The organism is uncultured Roseivirga sp. (genome assembly GCF_963973945.1).
Classification (GTDB): domain Bacteria; phylum Bacteroidota; class Bacteroidia; order Cytophagales; family Cyclobacteriaceae; genus Roseivirga.
This window is the reverse complement of the sequence record NZ_CAXBBV010000001.1, coordinates 24,957-40,913: the sequence shown is the minus strand read 5'-3', so window position 1 is coordinate 40,913 and position 15,957 is coordinate 24,957. Positions and strand designations below refer to the sequence as shown.

24 protein-coding genes are annotated in these 15,957 nt (G+C 37.7%); 13 read left to right on the top strand and 11 right to left on the bottom strand.

Going from position 1 to position 15,957, the window contains the following annotated elements; all coding sequences use genetic code 11:
* Positions 1-289: 289 nt before the first annotated feature.
* Positions 290-496, top strand: a complete 207-nt coding sequence (locus AAC026_RS00235) for a hypothetical protein (RefSeq protein ID WP_339693920.1) — start codon at positions 290-292, stop codon at positions 494-496.
* A gap of 29 nt (positions 497-525) precedes the next feature.
* On the top strand, positions 526-741 hold the full coding sequence (locus tag AAC026_RS00230) for a hypothetical protein (protein ID WP_339693917.1): 216 nt from the start codon (positions 526-528) through the stop codon (positions 739-741).
* Between the two features lie 170 nt (positions 742-911).
* On the opposite strand, the gene AAC026_RS00225 is transcribed toward AAC026_RS00230, so the two are convergent.
* Positions 912-1,169: a hypothetical protein gene (locus AAC026_RS00225; protein ID WP_339693915.1), complete on the bottom strand. Its 258-nt coding sequence runs from the start codon at positions 1,167-1,169 to the stop codon at positions 912-914.
* A gap of 133 nt (positions 1,170-1,302) precedes the next feature.
* On the opposite strand from AAC026_RS00225, the gene AAC026_RS00220 reads away from it, so the two are divergent.
* The 5 genes from AAC026_RS00220 (at position 1,303) to guaB (ending at position 4,962) form a co-directional block, all read left to right on the top strand.
* Positions 1,303-1,509: a hypothetical protein gene (locus AAC026_RS00220; RefSeq protein WP_339693913.1), complete on the top strand. Its 207-nt coding sequence runs from the start codon at positions 1,303-1,305 to the stop codon at positions 1,507-1,509.
* A 4-nt stretch (positions 1,510-1,513) separates the two neighbouring features.
* Positions 1,514-1,723: a hypothetical protein gene (locus tag AAC026_RS00215; protein WP_339693910.1), complete on the top strand. Its 210-nt coding sequence runs from the start codon at positions 1,514-1,516 to the stop codon at positions 1,721-1,723.
* Positions 1,720-2,931 (top strand): DUF4221 family protein, encoded by a 1,212-nt coding sequence (locus tag AAC026_RS00210; protein WP_339693907.1) that lies wholly within the window; start codon positions 1,720-1,722, stop codon positions 2,929-2,931. Before AAC026_RS00215 ends, AAC026_RS00210 begins: the two co-directional genes overlap by 4 nt.
* A gap of 109 nt (positions 2,932-3,040) precedes the next feature.
* Entirely contained in the window at positions 3,041-3,364 is a 324-nt protein-coding gene (locus AAC026_RS00205; protein WP_339693905.1) for a hypothetical protein, read from the top strand.
* A 125-nt stretch (positions 3,365-3,489) separates the two neighbouring features.
* Entirely contained in the window at positions 3,490-4,962 is a 1,473-nt protein-coding gene (gene guaB / locus AAC026_RS00200; RefSeq protein ID WP_339606835.1) for an IMP dehydrogenase, read from the top strand.
* Positions 4,963-4,997: 35 nt separating this feature from the next.
* Here guaB and AAC026_RS00195 read toward each other — a convergent pair whose 3' ends face one another.
* The 3 genes from AAC026_RS00195 to AAC026_RS00185 all read right to left on the bottom strand — a co-directional run bounded on the left by AAC026_RS00195 (position 4,998) and on the right by AAC026_RS00185 (position 7,602).
* A complete protein-coding gene (locus AAC026_RS00195; protein WP_339606834.1) occupies positions 4,998-5,336 on the bottom strand; it encodes a hypothetical protein in 339 nt (112 codons plus the stop codon).
* A 732-nt stretch (positions 5,337-6,068) separates the two neighbouring features.
* Entirely contained in the window at positions 6,069-6,419 is a 351-nt protein-coding gene (locus AAC026_RS00190; RefSeq protein ID WP_339606831.1) for a hypothetical protein, read from the bottom strand.
* A 166-nt stretch (positions 6,420-6,585) separates the two neighbouring features.
* Complete coding sequence (locus tag AAC026_RS00185) at positions 6,586-7,602, bottom strand: DUF4407 domain-containing protein (protein WP_339693903.1); 1,017 nt, start codon at positions 7,600-7,602, stop codon at positions 6,586-6,588.
* Positions 7,603-8,010: 408 nt separating this feature from the next.
* Here AAC026_RS00185 and AAC026_RS00180 point away from each other — a divergent pair, with 408 nt between their 5' ends.
* Positions 8,011-8,226: a hypothetical protein gene (locus AAC026_RS00180; RefSeq protein WP_339606829.1), complete on the top strand. Its 216-nt coding sequence runs from the start codon at positions 8,011-8,013 to the stop codon at positions 8,224-8,226.
* Positions 8,227-8,257: 31 nt separating this feature from the next.
* On the opposite strand, the gene AAC026_RS00175 is transcribed toward AAC026_RS00180, so the two are convergent.
* Both AAC026_RS00175 and lepB read right to left on the bottom strand, forming a co-directional pair.
* Positions 8,258-8,704 (bottom strand): hypothetical protein, encoded by a 447-nt coding sequence (locus AAC026_RS00175; RefSeq protein WP_339606828.1) that lies wholly within the window; start codon positions 8,702-8,704, stop codon positions 8,258-8,260.
* Positions 8,704-9,909 carry a signal peptidase I gene (gene lepB, locus AAC026_RS00170; protein ID WP_339693900.1) on the bottom strand — a complete coding sequence of 402 codons (1,206 nt, stop codon included), beginning with the start codon at positions 9,907-9,909 and terminating at the stop codon, positions 8,704-8,706. The genes AAC026_RS00175 and lepB overlap by 1 nt, the downstream gene beginning before the upstream one ends.
* A gap of 176 nt (positions 9,910-10,085) precedes the next feature.
* Between lepB and AAC026_RS00165 the strand changes: the two genes are divergently transcribed.
* The 4 genes from AAC026_RS00165 (at position 10,086) to AAC026_RS00150 (ending at position 12,911) form a co-directional block, all read left to right on the top strand.
* On the top strand, positions 10,086-10,721 hold the full coding sequence (locus AAC026_RS00165) for an ABC transporter ATP-binding protein (protein WP_339693897.1): 636 nt from the start codon (positions 10,086-10,088) through the stop codon (positions 10,719-10,721).
* Positions 10,718-11,974 carry an FtsX-like permease family protein gene (locus AAC026_RS00160; protein ID WP_339693894.1) on the top strand — a complete coding sequence of 419 codons (1,257 nt, stop codon included), beginning with the start codon at positions 10,718-10,720 and terminating at the stop codon, positions 11,972-11,974. Before AAC026_RS00165 ends, AAC026_RS00160 begins: the two co-directional genes overlap by 4 nt.
* 1 nt (position 11,975) lies before the next feature.
* Entirely contained in the window at positions 11,976-12,437 is a 462-nt protein-coding gene (locus AAC026_RS00155; protein WP_339608637.1) for a hypothetical protein, read from the top strand.
* 69 nt (positions 12,438-12,506) lie between these two features.
* Positions 12,507-12,911: a hypothetical protein gene (locus tag AAC026_RS00150; protein ID WP_339608636.1), complete on the top strand. Its 405-nt coding sequence runs from the start codon at positions 12,507-12,509 to the stop codon at positions 12,909-12,911.
* A gap of 2 nt (positions 12,912-12,913) precedes the next feature.
* On the opposite strand, the gene AAC026_RS00145 is transcribed toward AAC026_RS00150, so the two are convergent.
* Genes AAC026_RS00145 through AAC026_RS00135 form a run of 3 tightly spaced genes read right to left on the bottom strand, consistent with a single transcriptional unit; the run spans position 12,914 to position 14,561 of the window.
* Positions 12,914-13,369 carry a cytochrome c gene (locus AAC026_RS00145; protein ID WP_339608635.1) on the bottom strand — a complete coding sequence of 152 codons (456 nt, stop codon included), beginning with the start codon at positions 13,367-13,369 and terminating at the stop codon, positions 12,914-12,916.
* Entirely contained in the window at positions 13,366-14,010 is a 645-nt protein-coding gene (locus AAC026_RS00140) for an SCO family protein (RefSeq protein WP_339693891.1), read from the bottom strand. Before AAC026_RS00140 ends, AAC026_RS00145 begins: the two co-directional genes overlap by 4 nt.
* A 2-nt stretch (positions 14,011-14,012) precedes the next feature.
* Entirely contained in the window at positions 14,013-14,561 is a 549-nt protein-coding gene (locus AAC026_RS00135; protein ID WP_339693888.1) for a CopD family protein, read from the bottom strand.
* A 130-nt stretch (positions 14,562-14,691) separates the two neighbouring features.
* Between AAC026_RS00135 and AAC026_RS00130 the strand changes: the two genes are divergently transcribed.
* Positions 14,692-15,159, top strand: a complete 468-nt coding sequence (locus AAC026_RS00130; protein ID WP_339693885.1) for a nuclear transport factor 2 family protein — start codon at positions 14,692-14,694, stop codon at positions 15,157-15,159.
* 12 nt (positions 15,160-15,171) lie between these two features.
* On the opposite strand, the gene AAC026_RS00125 is transcribed toward AAC026_RS00130, so the two are convergent.
* Together AAC026_RS00125 and AAC026_RS00120 are read right to left on the bottom strand one after the other, a co-directional pair.
* A complete protein-coding gene (locus AAC026_RS00125) occupies positions 15,172-15,333 on the bottom strand; it encodes a hypothetical protein (protein ID WP_339608631.1) in 162 nt (53 codons plus the stop codon).
* 208 nt (positions 15,334-15,541) lie between these two features.
* Entirely contained in the window at positions 15,542-15,940 is a 399-nt protein-coding gene (locus AAC026_RS00120; RefSeq protein WP_339693882.1) for a hypothetical protein, read from the bottom strand.
* Between the last annotated feature and the right edge of the window lie 17 nt (positions 15,941-15,957).

The following is a 15,957-nucleotide window of genomic DNA, read 5'->3' as shown; positions in this document are numbered from 1 at the left end:
AGTCGATATCGACTGAGACTTCACTTTATAATTTGGTTATAGACAATTTTAATCCACTTCAAGTGTGCATACTAAAAATCGTTTCCTTCCTATGTCTAATTTATGACAAAAAAATTAATAAGTGAATCAGTTTGTTTTTTGTTGATTATTAAGTAGAATTGTCATGACTAAGTATATTTACTATTCCATTTTATAAATATATTTATTAATTAAATTTTATTTGTAGATTGTAAATGTGATATGGCATATTCAAAAAAAAACTGTCATTAATTTTTAATTCTTTTAAATTATGAAAAACAAGATTTTAAAAACTTTCTTCTTTCTTCTTCTACTTGTTGGTAGTTCTGTAGCGTACGCAGGAACATGTTTAGTAGATACTAACCCTGTCAAGAACAGAGGTTGGTGTGTAGAAACCGTTGAGGGGCCCGCGGCTTGTATCGAGTTGGAAGTAGAAAATGCAGGCAAGTGTAGTAAAGACAATACACAGCCAGAATAAAGGGAATGTATATTTAATCCGTAGAAATTATGAGAACTAAATTAAAAACTATTTCAATTACCATGCTTTTGCTCATTTTCTGTTCTCCCTATCTAAATGCTGGCTATTGCATTCAGGTTGGGGAGGATAACACAGGGTGGTGCGTGGAAGGAGTGGACGGGCGAGGAAAATGTATAGTTATACACTTAACAAATGCACAGCCTTGCATTGGAAGTCAACCAGAAGATTTGCCAGAATTAGAATAATTCAATAGGCTTACTTATTTAGCCCTTTATCTATTGAAAATTAGGGGCTTAAGAAAATAACTCAGCAATAGGTTGATCAGTAAAAAAGTAGCTATAAGCTAAGTAGAAAAGGATTTTCAAACCAAGCTTACTCAATCTTACGACTTAAGTAAGTAAGCCTAGAATTTAATTTATAATATTATGAAGAAGTTAGTAGTTGTGTTAATGTTAATATTGTTTAGTGTATCGAATGCTTTTGGTTTTGCTTGCGCTACATCAACTGATCCGGAGGATAATACAAAGGTGTGTTTGGAGGATATTTTTGGATCAAGCACGTGTTTGCCTGCCGCAATGGGTAGTGGTGTTCCCAATCCTCCCAAATGCTCATCAACCGTAATCATATGGGAGTAAAAAGGTACATGACTTATGTTAAAAAGTTGTTTTTGCATCTAGCTTACAGACAGCTTTTCGCAAAGAAAGAATGACTCGTCTGTTTTAACAGCGCCACTCTTAACTGTTGTTTTTTTTAAGAAAAAATAATTGTATCTTTTTAAAACTATATTATTATAATAAATTTACTTCATGAGAAATAAATATTTAAAAATATTACTGTTTTCAGTTTCTGTCGTATTCTACACAGCCTATGCGGAAGCGTGTATAGTAGATGCTAATTCTGAGAAGAACACAGGCTGGTGTATAGCTGGCGTTGAAGGAGGTACGCTGTGTATTAAGCAGCAGGTTGGGCAAACACCTTGTATTGGAAATATAATCGAAGTAGAAAAATTATAACCCTATGAAAAAAATAATGCCCATAGTATTGTTCGTTTTGTTTAGTGTTCAGAACGTTTACGGTACCAGCTGTGCTACGTCCACTAATTCAGGAGACAATATAAATGTATGTGTAGAAAATGTTGATGGAGAAAGCGTATGCTTACCAAGTTGGGCTGGCGAAGGTGACCCTCCCAAATGCATGAAGACTATTTGGGTTCCTGAAGCTGAATGATGAGTATAACTAACAAATTACTAGCAATTATATTTATCACATCTTGCTTAACCGCAATGTCCTGTGCGGATGATCCATTTGTATTTGAGTTCCCAGAGGACGCCACTACGTTGTTTGATGAGAAAATGGAGCTTAAAAACATTGGAGTCAAACGATTTGAACTTGACTCCACTTTGGGCATCATAAGTCAATCCGTTATTTACTATGAAGACCCTAGTCCGCGTTTAAGTATATTCAATTCTCAGAATGGAAATATACACATCTTCGATTACAATACTGGGGAACAGATCAAGGTATTAAGTCTAGAAAGAGAAGGTCCAAACGGGGTCGGAGATTTCGGAAATATGGGTCACCACATGAACAACGAAGATACAATTTATCTCACTAATCACTGGGAAGGTAGATTATATCTAATTGACAAGAATAATGAAGTGATTTCTAAATACGATTTGAAACAGGATAACTCGGATGCTCAATTTTATTTAATGAATAACTCGAGCTCAAGAATTTTTAAGGTTGGGAATGACGTTCTTATATCAGCAGAGAGTTCTGGTAACACTTTATTAAATTGCAAATACATGATTAAGGTTAATTTAATAGACTCTACTGTCAATTACTACTTTGATGAACCCGAGTTCTTAGATAATTTTTTTTGGGGGCCTCTAACACCATATAAGTTTTCCCTAGCTTATAATAGTAATTCAAAAAAACTAATCACAAGCTTTGCTAAAAACCCTGAAATAGATGTTTATTCAATAGAGAGTTTAGATAAGCGAGGTAAGATTAATTCTTATGTGGTAGGATCGAAGTATGTTAATAATTTCACTGAACAACCTAAAAAAAGATCTAAGCCCCCATTGTATGGGCATGGCTATAGTGAACTGGCTCCTAAGGTCAATAGAGAAGCTTTATTTCTCTCACTCGATTATGATAAATATAGCGATATTTACTTAAGGTCTATGGTTCTACCAAGGTCAGAGGAACAGTATGAATTGAGAGCTAAGGGGATGGAGTTAACGTACATTATTTTAGACAATGATTTTAAGAAAATAGGAGAAACAACAATGCCGAAAGGAAAGTATAGGTATAACTTTTACTTTATAAACAAGGAAGGGATTCATTTTGCCAATTTAGATGAGTATGCTAAGGATGAGGATTTTCTAACATTTGATATTTATAGCCCTAAATTAATTGACCGTAATGATTAGAAAAAATTACTATATAATATTCACTTTATTTCTTTTAATACTCATTAATTCCTGTTCAAATAAATTTGAGGACAATGAAATTCAGATTAACAAAGTTATTGGTAACCTAATGGAAAAGCCTTATAATGACATAATAGTAATCCCTGGAGAAGGGTGTGGAGGCTGTATAAGTTCTGCCACCTATTTTGTAACCGAAAATTATGAAAGTCTTCGAGATGTTGCAATCGTATTTACTGGTGTTCAAGACACTAAATTACTCAAGAATCAAATAGGGGATGAGTTTCTCAATAAGGAAAATGTTTTCATCGATTCTAATAATTTTTTAATGAAAAGGGAGGTGCGATCTAGTTACCCATATACACTTAAAATGAGCAGCAGTAGAGTTACGGATTTTACTCTTTTTGAGGAAGCTTATTTTCTGAACTCTAAGTAGTTTTACTGTCTCTCCGAGATAATGCCCTTTAAAAAGATCCAACTAGATTTATTATTCTGCTAATGTTTTTAAATCGGACAATTTTTGTAATTTTGTCCGGCAAATAAACCCTGTTTTTATTTGCCATGGCTCTCGATACAAACAAATTCCTTTTTGAAGCACTGACCTACGATGATGTCCTGCTTCTTCCTGCTTACTCTGAGATTTTACCCAGAGATACCAATACAAAAACATTACTTACCAGAAACATTCAGTTGAATATTCCATTGGTTTCGGCCGCTATGGATACCGTTACTGAATACGAATTGGCCATTGCAATGGCGCTGGAAGGTGGCTTAGGTTTTATTCATAAAAACATGAAAGCCGATGAACAAGCCCAGCAAGTGCGAAAAGTAAAACGTTCGCAAAGTGGAATGATTTTAGACCCAATTACCCTGAATGTAGAAAGCACAGCAAGGGATGCGGAGAAAATCATGCGCGAGAATAAAATTGGTGGTATTCCAGTAGTTGATAAAGATCAAAACTTGGTTGGTATTGTAACCAACCGCGACATGCGCTTTATTAAAGACATGACCAAGCCGGTGCGCGAAATCATGACCATCGAGAACTTGATTACCGCGAAAATGGGAATTGGTTTAGATGAGGCCGAGGGCATTCTTCAAGAATATAAAATCGAGAAACTTCCAATTATTGACGAACACGGCAAACTAAGTGGCCTAATTACCTACAAAGATATTCTGAAAAACAGAGACAGACCGAACGCTTGTAAAGATGAATACGGTCGTTTAAGAGTAGGGGCTGCTGTTGGGGTTACGCCAGATATTATCGAAAGAATTGATGCATTGAGAAATGCAGGCGTGGATGTGATCTCTATTGACACAGCACATGGTCATTCCAAAGGAGTGATTGATATGGCAAAACGTGTTAAAGCTACTTATCCTGATTTAGAATTAATTGTAGGAAACATTGCTACTGCTGCGGCTGCCAAAGCTTTGGTAGATGCAGGTGCAGACGCCATTAAAGTAGGTGTTGGCCCAGGTAGTATCTGTACAACGCGAGTAATTGCGGGCGTGGGCATGCCACAGCTCTCGGCTGTATATGAGTCGGCTAAAGCCATTCAAGGCTCAGGTGTTCCGATTATTGCTGATGGCGGTATTCGTTACTCTGGCGACTTGGTAAAGGCCATTGCTGGTGGGGCTAGTACGATTATGATTGGTTCGTTGCTTGCAGGAACTGAAGAGGCTCCGGGTGAAGTAATTCTTTACGAAGGAAGAAAATTCAAATCGTATAGAGGTATGGGTTCTGTAGAGGCCATGGAAGATGGATCGAAAGACCGTTATTTCCAAGATGCCGAAGATGACATTAAGAAATTAGTGCCAGAAGGAATTGTAGGGCGTGTACCTTATAAGGGAACAGTTCAGGAAATGCTTTACCAGTTAACAGGTGGTTTGAAAGCAGGGATGGGCTACTGTGGTGCTGGTACTATTGAAGATTTGCAAAAAGCGCAGTTCGTGAAAATCACCAATGCGGGTATGAGCGAAAGCCATCCGCATGATATTATGATTACACGCGAAGCACCTAACTACAGTAGAAGATAGATATTACATACTCAGGCTGATAATATTAAAGCCACTCATTTGAGTGGCTTTTTGCTTTTCTGAGGAACATTACTCACCTCAAAGCTCATATGACTTACTTCAGTGAGATGTATATAACAAATGGTGTATTCGTTATTAAGTTGCAATTCATATTTGGACATAATCTCATCCTGGATTGGATCTAAAAGCATCAAAGATATATCAAGGAAAGCACTATTATATGATTTTAGCAAGGCCTCTAAATCAGGAACTTGAGATAAATTAAGGTTTTCTATATCACAAGAATACAACTTATCATTTAAGCTAACATTCTTGAGTTTACCTAAGGCTGCCCCATTCGCTGTTAATATTCCGTTTTCAAATTCCTTAATCATTCTATTTATCTTCTTGTTTGTGCTTTGCAAACGAATTTTCCAGCCCCTTGAAGAAGTACTTATTGATTGAACAAAGCAACAATTATAAATATTGAAAAGAAGCTCACGGAGAAAATTAGGATACCAAAAAACCTATTTGCTCTTATCTCGGCTTAAGAAAGCTTGGAGTATACTTCATTCATTTTAAGCTTTTCAATATACCTCTTTGTTCTATTTTGAAAACCATACAAAATTATTGCTGCACCTATAAGCCGAACACTCACATATATCTCAATATTGATTTCTTTTTGTGAGAAGCTTGTGGAGAAAAAGAAAATGCTTACCCACAGGAAAACAACTTTATTTAAAAAAAGGAAAGCTGTACCAGGAATCAACTTGTTATGAGTATTCGAAAACCAACTCGATAGTATGTAATCCACTTTAATTAAGTTCTTAATCATCTTTATAATGGCTTTTTTCAGCCTAGGGTATGGGGTGAACGAACCTTTCTGCCCTGCTACTAAAATACACTTTAAGTAGATAAAATAGATAACTCTTGAAAGTTAAGTGCCAATAACAGACAGATTCTTTCGGTCGAGTATTTCTCGGTAGAGAAATACTCTCACTCAGAATGACGACAAAATGATCCGTCACTCTTACGGTCTTGCCGTTTTAGCAAGACCGTAAGAGTCCGTTAAATTAATGTGCCAAATCATAAGTAACCACTTTTCCCTTCAGCTTTCTAGACCGCACTTACTGTTGGGGTGTATTATTTTCTATACTCTCCATTATGATGAGCAAAGGAGAGTGTGTTTTCCTCTTCTTTTTGGTTATCAATTGTTGAACATAAAGGCTATGTCCTTCCAGCCATTTAAACTTTAGGTTAACTTCTGTTTGACTTGAAACATCATTTTCTAGTTGTATGCTTGTTACCTTTTGAGAATTAGTCACTGGGAGGTCAAAATTTGATTTTTCAAACGAGCTCGGTAAATAGTAAAAATCTAATTCAACTAAGCCGGCCTTTTTGTTCAGCTCTTCAACTGTAGTTATCTGAACTGTCAAAGCAATCGAATCATTAATAACTCTGGGTTCTACTGGCTGCAATTCAATATTTACTGTTTCCGCATACTTCGCCCATTTTGAGCATTGAAAACTACTCAGGAGTATAAAACTGATTGAGAGTATTAATATCCTGTGCATGAGCCAAAAGTTAAAGACATAAGTTCATAGTTTATTACCCTTTATCTAACTTGACCTTCTTAATTATTTATTAATTCCCAGGAAAAGTAGAATACCCCTTTACCTTTTCATAGGTATTATGGTCCATTTCTGCTAGTTTTTCTATGTTATGGTTTTTGTAGAAGTGCTCTCTGATTTCCAGCATTTCATCATAAGGTCCACGGCCAGAAATGAGTTTGGCTACAATTGGGGTGCACTCCAATAAAATGAAAAGCAGCATAATGAAGATATTAGCAAAATGAATTGCAGTGTTTTCTTCCCCCAAAATTCTTAAGGCCTGTAATTGAGCAGCCATACCATTCCATGGATTGCGTTTTAGGTTGGTAATCTCCGTTTGCTTGGCTTGGAAAAGGGTATTCCATTCTTGTTGTTTATCCGTAATCAGTGGTAAGTTAATAGCTTGTAATTCAGTCAACTCCTTTTGTGCCTGATCGGCATCTGCTTTTTTGATTTGGTAAATAGGGCCAGCATTCCTTTTTCCCGAACCACCAGTGCCATCGGCTTCTTGCTGAGCGGCTTTTGCTAGCTCATCACGCTTTTCAGTTTTGGCTACTATTTCAGTTTTTAGACTACTAATTTGACCATCGATTGTGGCCAGTTGGGTAGCGTATCTTCGTTCTAGATCAATAATCTCTTTCTGATAAATTTCCTCTTCCAGTGTAATCAGTTTTCGATCAATTTCTTTTGAGAAAATTCGAAGTTCGAGCGGTTTCGAAATCACAATAGCCAACATAATGGCCAATAATATTCGAGGGGAAGCAGTAAGAAGTTCTCTACCAAAACCCTTCTTGTTTTTTCGCATGGTGGAAACAATAAAGCGATCGAGATTGAAAATGATCGTTCCCCAGAGCAAACCAAAAGCGAGTGCCCACCAAACATTTTCGAAAACGGTATGAAAGGCATATCCGCCAGAAAGTGCGGCTAAAACACCAGTGAAGAAAACGGCAGCGCCTATTCCAGTGTATTTTGAAGCATCGGTGGGGCATCGGTTCAATAATGAGCGGTTGACCCCCGCACAGAACCAGAAAAATTCTTTGAGTTGTTGCATGTCGTTTGTGTTGGTGACCTTTGGACTATTTGACCGTCCGTTTTAGGTTGTTGGAGAACAACGTAATGAGCGTCAAATATGTTGTGTTAACTAGTACCTTTTTATACAAGGTAGTGATCTCAAATGTAAATAACTAGAAAACAGGAGTGTGAATTGGCTTAATACTTACTATCGGTAACCACTGTCCCCCTCAACCGAAAACATTAGAATTGGGCAATGAAGATAATTGGAGGGGCTTGGGGGAGGATTTTAGCTATGAATGAAAAATCAGTTACTCTTAACTCTCTACACTAGTTCACAATGGTCTTTTCCCAATAGAAGTAATGCGCTGCAAGCGGAAAATAAGATAGGCAAGCACCAGTTACAGCAGCAGGCCAGTGAGCGTTAAGAGGTTATTCTGATAGATACATGACTCCAATAATTATTAACCCAATAGCAATAGCTACCGCCTGGGTATTAAATAGCCAAGATGACTTTTCATATGGCTTTATCCATACCCTTATCAAGAGAGTCATTCCGACAGCAATGCACGCCAAGCCAAAAAGAACATTCATATTAGCCGTTACTTTTGACCCTTCCCATTATATTCCTCTAAAAGAAGTTTCATCATTTCTTGGAGGCTAACTTAACCTTGACTTAAGGGTGAAAGAGAACTTTAGTCTTTCGCTTCGTCTACTTCAACATCGTTGAGTATGTACATTAAGCGCAGAGGGTCATCTGAATTTAGGGTGAGCACTCCTGTTACTTTAACTTTCTTTTCCGTAAACTTTACTTCCTTTTTACTAAAGACTTCAGCCACGGTTTCTGGCCCAGCACCACCGCAAAAAAAACAATTGGCAAATGGCAAAGAAGATAACACAAAGTAGTTTTCACCCCTCAGTTCATCCAGAGGAATCATCCAACCCTCAAGGCTGATTTTTTTCCCGTTAAGGGCTTTTACCTGGCTGGCAAAATTGTAATGCTCAACATCAATGCTTAATACCTCATCAAAACTCTTTTCAACAGTTACATTGGAAAGCGTCTTCCACATGTTCTGCTCTTGAGCAAAACTTGCTATCGAAGTGCTTAAAATGAATAATATGAGAATCAGTCTTTTACGCATTACTTTATTAAATCAAATATTCTATTCCAACGAATTCTAGAGAAGAATCCAGCTTCTGGATCGGTTCTATCTATGGACCAGAAAATGAACAATGGTTTACCTACAATATGATCTGCAGGCACAAAACCCCATGAGCGCGAATCCTCAGAGTTATGACGGTTGTCGCCCATCATAAAGTAGTACCCTTGCTTGAAGGTGTACTCTGTAATTTTTTGTCCTTCAATAAATACTTCACTTCCTCTAATTTCTACATCATCATTCCCTTCATAATGCTCAATTGGAGTTCTGTATAAGTCAACGTTCTCCGGTGTCAGTTGAATAGTTTTCCCTTTTTCAGGCATGGTCAAAGGGCCAAAGAAATCGGTTGTCCAACCAAAATCCGTTACAGGGTTGTAGGCAGTGTATTCCGCTCCTAAGTATTGTTGTGCTTCGGGGAAAGCTTTATGTCCCTCACCTTTTCTGTAAACTACTTTCTCAACACTGGTAACGAAACTCAACTTAGCTAGTTCGTCTGCCTGTTCTTGGCTGGTGTTCATATAGAAACCGAGCTTTCCGTTGTACTGATAATTTGGAGAAGCTGTAGTGGCATAATCTTGCATTGGGCTATCATCAGTGTAGTCCGTTATACCTAATTCTCGCATGTATCTCGGATGAATTCCGTTTTGAGTTTCTACAAAATAGCTTGTTTGCATGTGTGGAGGATTCTCCATTGGTTCTCCGTTGATGTATACTTGTTGGTCGCGAACTTCTAGCACATCACCAGGGATTGCGACACAACGTTTTACATAGAATGTCTTAATATCAGTTGGGAATTTTAAATCTGGAGGATAGTTGAAAACTACAGGCTCACCTCTTCTTACTTTTCTAAAACCAGGCAATCTGTATTGCGGAAGTTGGATGCCGTCCCAATAAGATGGAATTCCTGATCCCCAAAAATCTTGATGCGCCAAAGGAAATTTTATAGGTGTTTTTGGCGTTCGGGCGCCATAATGCAATTTGCTAACAAAAAGGTGATCGCCAATAAGCATGGAGTTTTCCATTGAGCCAGTTGGAATGGCATAGGCTTCAATAAATAAACCGCGGATAATAGTGACCGCTATTAAGGCGAAAAGCACATCATTAAAAAGTTCTCTAAAGAAACCTTTCTTCTGTTTTGGTGCCTTGTCTTTTTTCTTTTTAAAGAAATCCAACATATTAATCTTCAATTTTGAGTAAGCCGTAAAGGTATTATTTATTATTAAAAATTCGAGGCATTCAAAAGATGGAATGACTTTGAATGAAACGGGAGATTGATATAATGGTTATTCTGCCCAAAACTACACCATCGGTTGCCATTTTTAAACACAAGTTGGTTACTTGCGACTGAATTTTTGAAAGGGATATGATAACCATTGAAAACCTAAATTTCGGATATTCAGAAAAGCGAATTCTTACTGTTCCGCACATGGAAATTAAGGAGAAGCAACATCTGATGATACTGGGTAAGTCGGGAAGTGGAAAAACCACCTTGCTCCACATTCTTGGCGGGCTCCTAAAACCAGTTGAAGGTAAAGTGATCATTGATGAAACTAACTTATACCAACTTTCTGGAAGCGAAATGGATAAGTACAGGGGGCAGAATATTGGTCTTGTTTTTCAAAAGGCACATTTGGTTTCAGCACTTACCGTAAAAGACAACCTTTTGCTGGCGCAGTATTTTTCTGGAATTCCCCAAGATAAAGCGCGGATTAAGGAAGTTTTAGAGACCTTAAATTTGGGTGAAAAACTGAATTCTAAAGTGAGACAGTTGAGCCAAGGAGAGCAACAAAGAGTGACCATTGCTAGGGCTTTGCTGAATAAACCACGTGTGATCTTGGCCGATGAACCTACCGCAAGCTTAGATGATGATAATGCAAATAGTGTAATTCAGTTGCTGAAAGAGCAGGCTGAGAGTAATAATGCTTCATTGATAATTGCCACACATGATCAACGTGTGAAAGATGCTTTTGATTTACAACTAAACCTGAACGAGCAATGAACCTGTTTTTACTTAGTTGGAAATATATAAAGGATAAGCCCCTCAATACCTTTTTGAATGTGTTGTTGATGGGGTTAGGAATCGCCATCATTTTGGTGCTGATGATTCTCAATTCTCAGTTGGAAGAAAACCTAGCCAAGAATAAAAGAGGAATTGATTTGGTGGTAGGAGCGAAAGGTAGTCCGCTGCAGTTGATTTTAGCGAATGTGTATCACATCGATTTCCCTACGGGTAATATAAAATTAGACGAGGCAAAAGCCTTGACTCGAAACCGTCAGGTAAAATCGGCAATTCCTTTGGCTTTAGGCGATAACTACCAAGGCTTTAGAATTGTAGGTACTAACCATGACTACGTAAAGCTTTATGAAGGAAGCCTGGCATCTGGCGGCTTATGGAAATATAATTTAGAATGCACCATTGGTACAAATGTAGCCATGCAATTAGGTCTGAAGATTGGCGATGAATTTTTTGGAGCACACGGTTTGAGTGACACCGATCTTGATCATGATGAAGCCAGCTATAAAATAGTGGGGATTTTAGAACCTAGTAACTCGGCTTTAGATAACCTCATTTTGACCAATATTGAAAGTATCTGGCAAGTACATGATCATAGTGCTGAAGAAGGAGAGGAGGAAGCGGATCACGATCATGATAACGAACCAGTTTTGGGCTCTGCATATGAAACGGGTTTACCTGAAGGCGGCCCAGAGGATGAAATCACATCAATGCTTATTCAGTATAGATCGGCAATGGGGGCGGTTACCATGCCCAGAATGATTAACAGCAATACTAATATGCAGGCGGCCTCTCCAGCTTTTGAAACCCAAAGGTTATTTTCGCTTATGGGTATTGGTGTAAACATGATCAAAAGCTTTGCGTATATTATAATCGTAATTGCAGGATTAAGCATTTTTATTTCTCTTTACAATGCCCTGAAAGACCGGAAGTATGACTTGGCCATTATGCGATCGCTGGGTGCTTCAAAAACCAAATTGTTTGTTCATGTAATTTTTGAAGGCATCATTATTACTACAATTGGTGGCGCATTGGGTTTTGTACTCGGCCATGGTTTGGTAGAATTCTTAACTGGGCTTTATGAGAAATCTGAAGCGATTGGTATTTCAGGAATGGTTTTGGTGAAGGGGGAGTTTTACGTATTGCTTATAAGTGTAGGAGTTGGCGTTTTGGCTTCGATTTTACCAGCCTTTAATGCGTATAGAACAGATATTTCGAAAGTATTAGCACAAGAATGATATGAAAAGATTTTTAACAATATTATTAGTGACGGTTGTTTCTGCTGGGCTTAATGCCCAAGAGCCTAAAATTTCAGGAGCAAAATTATGGAAAACCTTAACAGAGGTGACCTATGAAATTTCTAAAGATGAATATGGTGATGTTTATCTCCCTGTTTTCAGCAAGGAAATTCAAGCCGTAGAAGGTCAAGAGGTAGAAGTCGATGGCTATATCATTCCCTTCGAAGGAATGTTTAAGCCTACTCAATTGATTATTTCTTCACTACCTATTAGTGAGTGTTTCTTTTGCGGATCTGGCGGGCCAGAAACAGTAATGGAAGTTACCATGAAGGAGCAAATCAAGTACACTACAAAACGAATAAGAATTAGAGGCAAACTGGCCTTGAACAAGAAAGATCCAGACAAACTGATGTACATCTTGAAAGATGGCGTTTTTGCTGGTTTAGCTTACGATAGTTATTAAGCATTCTTTGTGAAATTTCTTGGGGCTTATTACTACAGAAGTTAGCTTTACCCAATATTAATGACTGTTATGAAAAAAGCCATTTCGTTGCTAGTAATTGTCTTATTTGTTTTTGCGTGTGCTAAAAAGGAAGACAAATTCGAAACTCTGAAAACTGAAGTCTTTGCCATTCACGATGAGGTAATGCCCAAAATGGGGGAGTTGATGACTCTTAAAAAGAAAGTACTTGAAAAAGTAGCTAGTGGCACAAACCCAGATGAACTCAGAGATGCTGCTTTGAACTTAGAAAAAGCACAAGAGGGGATGATGAAATGGATGAATGAATGGAGTGCAAATTCTACACCTCATGTGAATAATGAATCTACTGAGGAGGAGAAAATGACCTTTATTAATGCTGAAATCGAAAGAGTAAAAAAGGTGAAGGAAGATATTAATAGCAGTATTGCAGAGGCTAAAGAAATTCTGAAAAACTAAGTTTACTGCTCTTCTGAAATACTTTTGATCACCTCTTCGGTAGTAAAACTGCCGAGCCCATTCCCCCAAGTATTTCCTACATAAGTAAGAATTTCAGCTACTTCGATATCCGTTAATTTTGGGTTAGCTGGCATTGGTTGGTTGAACTCAATTCCATTTACAGTGATGGGGCCATTTAATCCATACTTTACTATTCTGGGTAGGTTTGCTCTATTGTTTTTCATATAGTCAGACTTGGCCAAGGGAGGAATCAGTTTTCCAAGCCCCTCCCCATTTTCCATGTGGCAATTCTGACAAATTGTTTTGTATAACCTTCGTCCGTTGGAGTAATATTGGGTTTCCTTTTGGTCAAAGTTGTCCAGTGTGTCGTTAGCCGTTTCACTATCAGCCTTTTTATTACCTGAACAGCCAGTGGCTAAGCCTATAAAAACTACAAAGATGAATAGTTGCTTTTTCATTCGTCCTCGTATTCTTTTAATAATCTGTCGATGTCATTCATTAGTATATCGACTTTTGCAGGCACTGTGCCATCATAAAAACCTCTAATTCGTCTCTCCTTATCTACAAGAATAAACGCACCACTATGAATGTAGCCACCATCAGCTGATTCATCTTCACCTACTTGAACCATGTATCCTGCCGCAGTTCCCAACTCATAAATTTCATCTTTTTTGCCGGTTACAAAGTGCCATACTTTGTTATCCATAATACCAATGCGTTCAGAATAATCTTTTAGGTAAGCTACGGTATCGTGGTCAGGATCTATGGTGTGAGATATAATTCCAAACTCAGGATTTGCGCCAAATCGGTCATACACACGGAGCATTTGTTGTTTCATAATTGGGCAAATGGTAGGGCAAGTGCCGAAGAAAAAATCGGCCACATAAACTTTGTTTTCGAAAGTCTTAGGAGTCACCTCAACGCTATCTTGATCAACAAAGCTATAGTTTGGAATGGTATGATAAACAGTATCTATTGTTCCGTTGGTTTCTACATAATCGGTTCTTCCTAAAATAGGGAGTTTAGATTTTTTTTGCGCGTTGCAGGCAGAAAGCCCGAATACAAATACTAAAACGATAACTGCCAATTGATTTTTCATGCCTACTTCTTTTCTTCGTTCTGATTCCTTATCCTTTTGTAAATTCTTATACCCAACATTAAAAGTATAGCTACTAGTATAAAGCCAATAGTTCCTTTAATCCAGTTGAGTTCATTCTTCAATACGATTAGAAATACAACTGAGATTAATATAATGGTTGCTATTTCATTGAAAATACGCAGTTGGGTAGAAGTGTATTTTACAATGTCGTTTTGCAGTTGCTTGTATAGCTTATGGCAAGCGAAATGATACACATAAAGCAGCAAAACAAAACTGAGTTTGATCTGCATAAATGGGAGCGAAAGCATTGCGGGATTGCTGATGATCATCCAGCTTCCAAGAAATAAAGTAAGTACTGCTGAAGGCCAAGTGATAATGTACCATAAGCGATTTGCCATTAACTTTAATTGAGCACCTAGAATGGATCGGTCAGGCTCTGGTTTTTCAGCAGCTTCTACTTGGTAAATAAAGAGCCTTACAATATAAAACAGCCCTGCAAACCAGGTGACTATAAAAATAATGTGTAACGCTTTTATGTAAGGATCAGCCATTTCACTTGTTTGTGCAAAGGTAAACCGAAAACGTTTTCGACCTAAATATTATGCTAAGAAAGCGGCCTAATTGGTTACTGACGGTTACGGATTTTTGATAGAATGTTTAACTTGTTGGAAAAGGAAGAAAATGAAAAAGATATTTACGCTAGGAGTTAGCTTCATTATGCTGGCTTTAACTCAAACTACAACGCTTAAAGCGCAGTCAGACGAAGTCATGATTAAGGAAACGATTATGACCATGTTTAATGGAATGAGAAAAGGGGATAGCACTATGGTGCACTCAGCTTTTGCGGATAAGGCTATTATGCAAAGTATTGACAAAGATAGGGCTGGAAAAATGGCGGTCAGAGATGGTGGTCTGAAGGGATTTCTGAATGCAGTTGGAACTCCGCATGATCAGGTTTGGGATGAAAGGATTGAATTTGGTAACATCTTAATTGATGGCCCAATGGCTTCCGTTTGGACACCCTACGAGTTTTACCTTGGTGATAACTTTTCGCACTGCGGTGTAAACTCTTTTCAGCTTTTTAAAGGAGAAAAGGGTTGGAAGATCATCTACATTGTAGATACAAGAAGAAAGGAAGACTGTAAATAGAAAAGCGAGCAACTATCTATTTCGTCTGTAGTGATCGTCTATTATACTTCTAACAGATACACGTTTACGATTGGCTTCTTCTACATGTAAAGTAGAGCTGTGCTTTTGCGGGGTGGTTTTGATTTGCTCTCTACCAGACTCATTTTCTTTTCGGTTCGGGCTAAATTGTTCCATTAGTTCTTTTTTAACTACTGTTTAAAATTTAACAAACTTATCTAGTCGAGTCTCAGTCGAAAGTATGCAATTGGAAGCGGTAAACAAACTTTACTGACAAAAGTACTTTACTATCTTTGATCAGTTAAAAAGGAGGGTTTGCTTACGAACACTACTAAGCTGATACGCTTATTGATGGCAATACCCTACTTAAAATTTGGCTACCTGTTTATTGAGCGTAAACCCCTTTAAGACCCAGATCTTCAATGTCCTGTAGTTCAAATTCGCTAAAGGGAGCAACTATAAATTTCTTATCGAATAGCTCGCCAACAATATAGTAGCTTAACCAAAACTCGTTTTGAAAAGAAAATACTTCTGGACTTATCGCTTCGATTGGCGCAGAACTCTGAGCATTTACTGTTCCTAAAATATGTCTTAGCGTTGATGTTTTTCTTCCTTCACCATTGGCCTTTTCTAGACCTTTCGAAACGATAAGAACATCGTCTAACTCAATCAAATTTTTATTGATGAGGTAAGCATGCCATTCACTTTCACCTAAATTATTGGTGCTTTTTGCAATAGCTATTTTAACACCAGTTACTTCTGGAAACGAGATGTCTTTTTTCATAACAAATTATTAAGCAG